Source organism: Actinocrinis puniceicyclus, from assembly GCF_018283645.1.
GTDB lineage: Bacteria > Actinomycetota > Actinomycetes > Streptomycetales > Catenulisporaceae > Actinocrinis > Actinocrinis puniceicyclus.
The window spans coordinates 1-6,122 of record NZ_JAGSXH010000202.1 but is presented as its reverse complement, the minus strand read 5'-3'; the positions used below and the strand labels follow the sequence as shown (position 1 = coordinate 6,122).

The following is a 6,122-nucleotide window of genomic DNA, read 5'->3' as shown; positions in this document are numbered from 1 at the left end:
CCCCTGGTCCGCGTCCCTCCCGCCCACACCGTATAGCACGGTGGCCGCCGATCGGGCCGGTCCGCTGGAATCGCGGGAGACAACAGCCGGACACGGGGCAAGTCGCCGAAGCGGTGGATGGACGGGCTCTGCGGGCCCTATTCTCTAGCTGTGGACGGTGCGCCTGGCACGGACCCGGCAGGGAGACCGGGCTGCGGGGCCGACGCACTCAAGGGGAGGGTTCATGGACCTGGCGGAGGTCATCCGGATCATTCGCGCGCGCTGGTACGTGATGGTGCCGATGTTGCTGGTAACCATCGCGCTGACCGTGGGCGTCGACCGATCCATACCCACGAAGTACCAGTCGACCAGCGAACTGTCGCTGCTCGCCTCGCAGTCGGCCACCGCCGGCACCAGCACGCTGCCGGGCACCAACAACGCGTTCATGAACTTCAACTCCTCGCTCAACGACACCGCCGACTTCCTGGTGCGCCGCCTCGGCTCCAACGACGCGGCCGTCGACCTTCAGCAGGCCGGCGTCACCGAGGCGTACGTCGTGGCGCTGGCCGCCGCGGCTCAGGGTCCGTTCATCACGCTGACCGTCACCGGCCCTGACCGCGAGCACGTACTCACGTCGATGAACACACTGACGGACTACACCGTCGAACAGTTGGAGAAGTTGCAGGAACAGGCCGGGGCCAAACCCGTGGACATGATCCGCTCCATGGTGATCGTGCCGCCCGGGCCGCCGGCCCCGCAGACCAAGACCAAGACCCAGGACGTGCTCGGCGTCGCGATCGGCGGCCTTGTCATCGCGTTCCTGGCGACCTTCGTCGTCGAGAGCGTCACCGCCTCGCGTCGGCGCCGGCGCCGGCGCGTACCGTTCGGCGCCGACGCGGACGACTTCGACGCTGCCGCCGGATCAGCCGCCGGATCAGCCGCAGGCTCGGGCGAGCGCACCGGTACGGCCGCCCCGGCAGACCCGCCGGTCCGGCCGCGCCCCGGTGCTACGGGGACCACGGGGACTACGGGGACCGGCGGCGTACCGGACACGTCGCGCTGGTACGGCATGGACGCGGAGGCGGACCTGGACCGCGACCCGTTCCAGCCCGCGCGCCCGGAACTGACCGGCCGCGCCCCGGGCGCCCGCGACTAGTGTCCGCGCCGACGCTCGGCCTGCGCGGACTGGGTCCCGAGGCCGATCCCGCCGTCCGCAACGCCAGGCTGGGGATGCGGCTTCGGCCGCGCGCCCGACAGGACGACCCGGCCCCGAAACCGAGGCGGCGCCGTTACGGACTCGACGCCGTGGCCGTGCTGTCCGTGTACGTCGCACTGCTCGAACTGGTTCCCTCGGGCTGGACGCTGCCCTCCCTCGGCGCGGCGGGCACGCTCGCGAACATCTACGCGCTGCTGGTGCTGCTGTGGTATCTCGCCTCGTGGCTGGCCGGACGGCTGCTGCCGGCCTCGGGCACCCGGGCCGTGCGGGTGGCGCTGCTGCTGTTCGCCGTGAGCATACTGATCTCGTACACCTCGCTGGCGCAGAGCAACCGGGCGCCGGTCAAACTCGAGACGCAGGCCGCGGACCGCGGGCTGATCGGGCTGCTCGCCTGGATCGGCGTGGTCGTGGTCGCCTCGGCCGCGATCACCGACCTCGACCGTCTCAAAACCCTGCTGCGCCGCATGGTCGTGTTCGGCAGCTTCGTCGGCGCTCTGGGCATCGTCGAGTTCATGACCCGCAAGGACCTGCTCGCCCGGATCCACGTCCCGGGCCTGCACGCCAGCAGCGACATCAGCGACCTGATGACGCGGGGCGCGTTCACCCGGCCGTCGTCCACCGCCGCGCATCCGCTCGAACTGGCCGGCGTGCTGGCGATGCTGCTGCCCTTCGCGATCCAGCAGGCGGTGGACCCGGCCCGCCGCTCCAGCGGCCGGCTGCGCCGCTGGCTGCCGGTGGCGCTGATCGGCGGCGCGCTGCCGATGACGGTGTCGCGCACCTCGATGATCGGCCTCATCGTGGTGCTGGTCGTGCTGGTGCCGACGTGGAAGTCGGGCCGGCGCTGGGCCGCGCTCGGGTTCCTGGCGGTCGGCGCCGGCGTGATGAAACTGGCCGTGCCCGGTCTTATCAGTACTGTGATGAACCTGTTCAGCGCCTTCCTCGGCAGCGGTGACAACAGCACCCAGGCCCGCACGATGGACTACGCCGGGGTCGCTCAGTACGTCGCGCAGCGTCCGCTGTTCGGGCGTGGCTGGCGCACCTTCATCCCGACGATCTACCGGTACACCGACAACCAGTACCTGCTGGCGGTCGTCGAGATCGGCATCGTCGGTGCGCTGTGCATCATCGTGCTCTACCTCACCGGCATCCGCTGCGCCCGGCGGGGCCGCGAACTGTGGACGGACGAGCCGACCCGCGAGATCGGGCAGAGCTTCGTCGCCGCGATGGCGGCCGCGCTGGTGGTCAGCGCGACCTTCGACTCGCTCGGCTTCCCGATGTTCGCCGGGGTCGTGTTCCTGCTGCTGGGCTGTTCGGGTGCTTACTTGGGGATCTCGCGGCGGGAAGGCGACCTGGTGCCGCGCCGCGATCCGGCGGCGGTGCTGGCCGGCCTGCCCCCGGCGTTCTTCTCGCTGCGCAAACCCGCCGCGCCGAGCCCGGCCCCGGCCGCCGCGTACATGCTCGACATGGCGCGCTTGACCCGCACGCCGCAGGCGATCGCCGCGACGCTGCGGCCGTGGCTGCCTCCGGCCGAGGACGACACGCTGATGCTGCCGATCATGAAATCGGTCGGCGTGCAGGCCCCGCTGGCGTCGGAGACCGGCGAGATCCCGGTCGTCAAGCCCGAGGCGCCGATCGGCGGGCAGATACGCAAGGGCGTGCGCTGGAGCTTCGTCAACACCGTGGTGATGCGGCTGGGCAACTTCCTGATGGGCGTGGTCCTGGCCCGCGGGCTGCTCGGTCCGCGCGACTGGGGCCTGTACGCGATCGGCCTGGTCGCGCTCGCGGTGCTGCTGTCGGCCAACGAACTCGGGGTGAGCCTGGCGATCGTGCGCTGGGACGAGGATCCGAAGCGGTTCGCGCCGACCGTGCTGACGATGTCGGTGATCTCCAGCGTTCTGCTCTACCTCGTGCTGTTCTTCGCGGCGCCCGAGTTCGCCCGGCTGCTCGGGGCGTCCGACGCGACCGCGATGCTGCGGGTGCTGGGCATCGCGGTCATCATCGACGGCGTCGCCTGCGTCCCGGCGGGCGTGCTGACGAGGAATTTCGCCCAGCGTCAGCGGATGTTCATCGACGCGGGCAACTTCGTGCTCAGCAGCGGCCTGACGATCGGCCTGGCGGTGGCCGGGTTCGGCGCGATGAGCTTCGCCTGGGGTTCGATCGCGGGCAACGTGGTCGCGCTGGTCGGCTGCGCCATCGCCGCGCCGGGCCACCTGCGGCCGGGCTGGGACCGGCGGCAGGCGCGCCGCCTGCTCGCGTTCGGTGTGCCGCTGGCCGGGGCCAGCCTGCTGGTGCTGGCGATGCTGAACGTGGACTCGATCGTCGTGGGGGCCACGCTCGGGCCGATCCAGCTCGGGCTGTACCAGATCGCCTTCAACATCTCCAGCTGGCCGGTGCGCAGCGTCTCGGAGATCGCCCGGCGGGTGTCGTTCGCCGGATTCTCCCGGGTGGCCGCTTCCCGCGCGGCGCTCTCGGAGAGTTTCGAGAGCGCGCTGGCGCTGCTGATGGCGGCGGCGGTACCGGCGTGCGCGCTGCTCGCCGTGATGCCCAAACCGCTGATCTACGCGATCTACGGCGAGCGCTGGACCGCGGCGTCGGGCGCGCTGCGTTTCCTGGCGCTGCTCGGCCTGCTGCGCGTGGCCTTCGAGCTGGCCTACGACTGCCTGGTGGCCTCCGGTCGTCGCAGAGCTCTGATCACAGTGCAGGGCTGGTGGCTGCTCGCGCTGATCCCCACGCTGATCCTGATGGCGCGTGCGCGGGGGATCGCGGGGGTCGGAGCGGGCCACATTCTGGTGGCCGGGCCGCTGGTCGCCCCGGTGTTCCTGTGGGCGCTCTCGCGCGGCGGGATCTCCCCGCTGGTGATCGCGCGGGCCTGTGCGCGGCCGTTCGTCGGCGGAGCGCTGATGACCGCCGTGGCGCTCGCGATCGGGCTGCTGCACCTGAACCAGATCGCTTATCTGTTCCTGGCCGGCGCGGCGGCCTTCGCCGTGTACATACCGGTCGTGTGGCCGCTGCGCCACCTGGCGAAGGCCGGCCCGCGCGGTCAGGCGCAACCCGAGCCGGAGCCGGACCCGGGTCCGGCCCGTGGTCCGTCCCGGGCCGGAAACCCGGACCCTGATTCAGCATCCGATCCGGCGGAACAGGCAGTCTGCGCCGGGTGACCGGACCGGGCGGCAGAACGCGACTTCTACGGAGAGGCAAGTGATGATCCGGCGGACCGCCAAGCGGATCCTGCGGCGGCGTTTCGGCTGGTTGCCGCTCTACGAGCTGCGCAACAAGGTGCTGCTCGCGCACACCGTGCCGAAGGTGTGGCTCTTCGAGACCGCCGAGGTGCGCAGGCTGCGACGGCTGCTGCCGGACCTGCCCACGCCGCTGGTCACGACGGTGATCCCGACGTACAAGAGGGCGGACACGCTGAGCGCCGCGATCGAATCAGCCCTCGCGCAAACCGTCGCCGACAACCTGGTGATCGTGGTGGACGACGGCGGTGGCCAGGTGCCGCCGCTGCCGGACGACCCGCGCGTGGTCGCGGTGAGCCTGCGCCGCAACACGGCGGTCCTCGGCGTGGTCCGCAACGTCGGGGTGCGCTTGGCGAGGTCACCGTTCGTGGCGTTCCTCGACGACGACAACGCCTGGGAGCCGGACCATCTCGCCACGGCCCTCGCAGCCCTCGAAGCCAGGCCGAAGGCACCGTCCTACCGGCTCGACGGGGTGTACACGGCGCTGCGGCGCGTCACCGCGGACGGGCGCGAGATGGACATCCTGTCGGTGCCGTATGACCGCAGGCTGGCGCGTGAGCGCGCGTTCCTTGACGCGAACGCGTTCGTGGCCCGCCGTTCCCGCGGCTTGCGGTTCAGCCGCCTGCGCCGCGACAGGGGTGTCCTGCCGCGGGAGGACTGGGCGTCCTTCTACCGCTACGCGCGCCACCATCGCATCGCGCACGTGCCCGTTCCGACCGTACGCTACCTGGTGAATCCGAACACGTACTACACCGTCTGGGACTGACCCGTGGCCGTGCGCGCGATCCTTTTCGACTCCGGTGGTGTGCTCATGCGGCCGATCGGTGGCCGCTGGCATCCGCGCGCGGATTTCGAGCGGACCGTGCTCGCCTGGGCGGCGCCGGCGCCGGGGCCGCGGCTGACGCCGCGCGACTTCGCGAGGGCCATCTCGGCCGGCGACCGGTTCTTCGAGCAGTCGGCCGGGACGCCGGACCTGGACGACTATCACCGGGTGCTCCTGGCCGAACTCGGCGTGGACGCGCCCGACGCGCTTCTCGCCGAGCTCACGCGGCCGGTGGAACCCGCCGCCGTTCTGGAGATCTTCCCCGACGTGCTGCCGACCCTGCTCGAACTGCGCCGCCGCGGGGTGCGGATGGCCGTGGTCTCCGACGCGTGGCCGGACCTGCCCGACCTGCACGCCGGGCTGGGAATCCGCGACTTCTTCGAGGCGTACGCGATCTCGGCGGTGCTCGGCTGCCGGAAGCCCGACCCGCGCATGTACCACCACGCCAGTTCGGCGCTCGGGCTCGCCCCCGCCGACTGCCTGTTCGTCGACGACGATCCGGCGCTCGTCGAAGCAGCGATCGAACTCGGCTATGCGGGCCGGGTCATCCGCCGCGACGCCGATCACGGCGAACCGGGCGCGGTGCCTTCGATCGCGACGCTGGCGCAACTGCCATCCCTGTTGTGACCCAGAGCCCTGCACGCCGGCCATCACGTCGACTGCGAAACCGAACCGGACCACCTCTAAGCTTGAGATTTGAGGTCGCGGGGATCGACTCCTGGCGGTTGACGGTGTTGTAGTGCATTGCTATAGCCGGGGTGTCATGGCGGTGCGGCGGTGCGTGCCCGGCTTGCCATGAGCGCTATATCCGATTTGTTGTAGACCGGCCGGAGGGGTTTCGGCTTGTTGCGACGCCCCGGGGGCCGCC

The 6,122-nt window shown here is 71.2% G+C and carries 4 protein-coding genes; all 4 read left to right on the top strand.

Annotated features, from left to right (window positions below; translation table 11 throughout):
• Window positions 1–223: 223 nt before the first annotated feature.
• From KGA66_RS27580 to KGA66_RS27565, 4 genes are read left to right on the top strand one after another with little or no spacing between them, the layout of a single operon-like run.
• Window positions 224–1,135, top strand: a complete 912-nt coding sequence (locus tag KGA66_RS27580; RefSeq protein ID WP_211472273.1) for a YveK family protein — start codon at window positions 224–226, stop codon at window positions 1,133–1,135.
• On the top strand, window positions 1,135–4,353 hold the full coding sequence (locus KGA66_RS27575; RefSeq protein WP_211472271.1) for an oligosaccharide flippase family protein: 3,219 nt from the start codon (window positions 1,135–1,137) through the stop codon (window positions 4,351–4,353). Before KGA66_RS27580 ends, KGA66_RS27575 begins: the two co-directional genes overlap by 1 nt.
• Before the next feature lie 43 nt (window positions 4,354–4,396).
• A complete protein-coding gene (locus KGA66_RS27570) occupies window positions 4,397–5,197 on the top strand; it encodes a glycosyltransferase family 2 protein (protein ID WP_211472269.1) in 801 nt (266 codons plus the stop codon).
• A gap of 3 nt (window positions 5,198–5,200) precedes the next feature.
• Window positions 5,201–5,881: an HAD family hydrolase gene (locus KGA66_RS27565; RefSeq protein ID WP_312887097.1), complete on the top strand. Its 681-nt coding sequence runs from the start codon at window positions 5,201–5,203 to the stop codon at window positions 5,879–5,881.
• Window positions 5,882–6,122: the final 241 nt, after the last annotated feature.

Coding starts and splice junctions, on each gene's coding strand:
- KGA66_RS27580 (WP_211472273.1), top strand. CDS start 224: ATGGACCTGGCGGAGGTCATCCGGATCATTCGCGCGCGCTGGTACGTG.
- KGA66_RS27570 (WP_211472269.1), top strand. CDS start 4,397: ATGATCCGGCGGACCGCCAAGCGGATCCTGCGGCGGCGTTTCGGCTGG.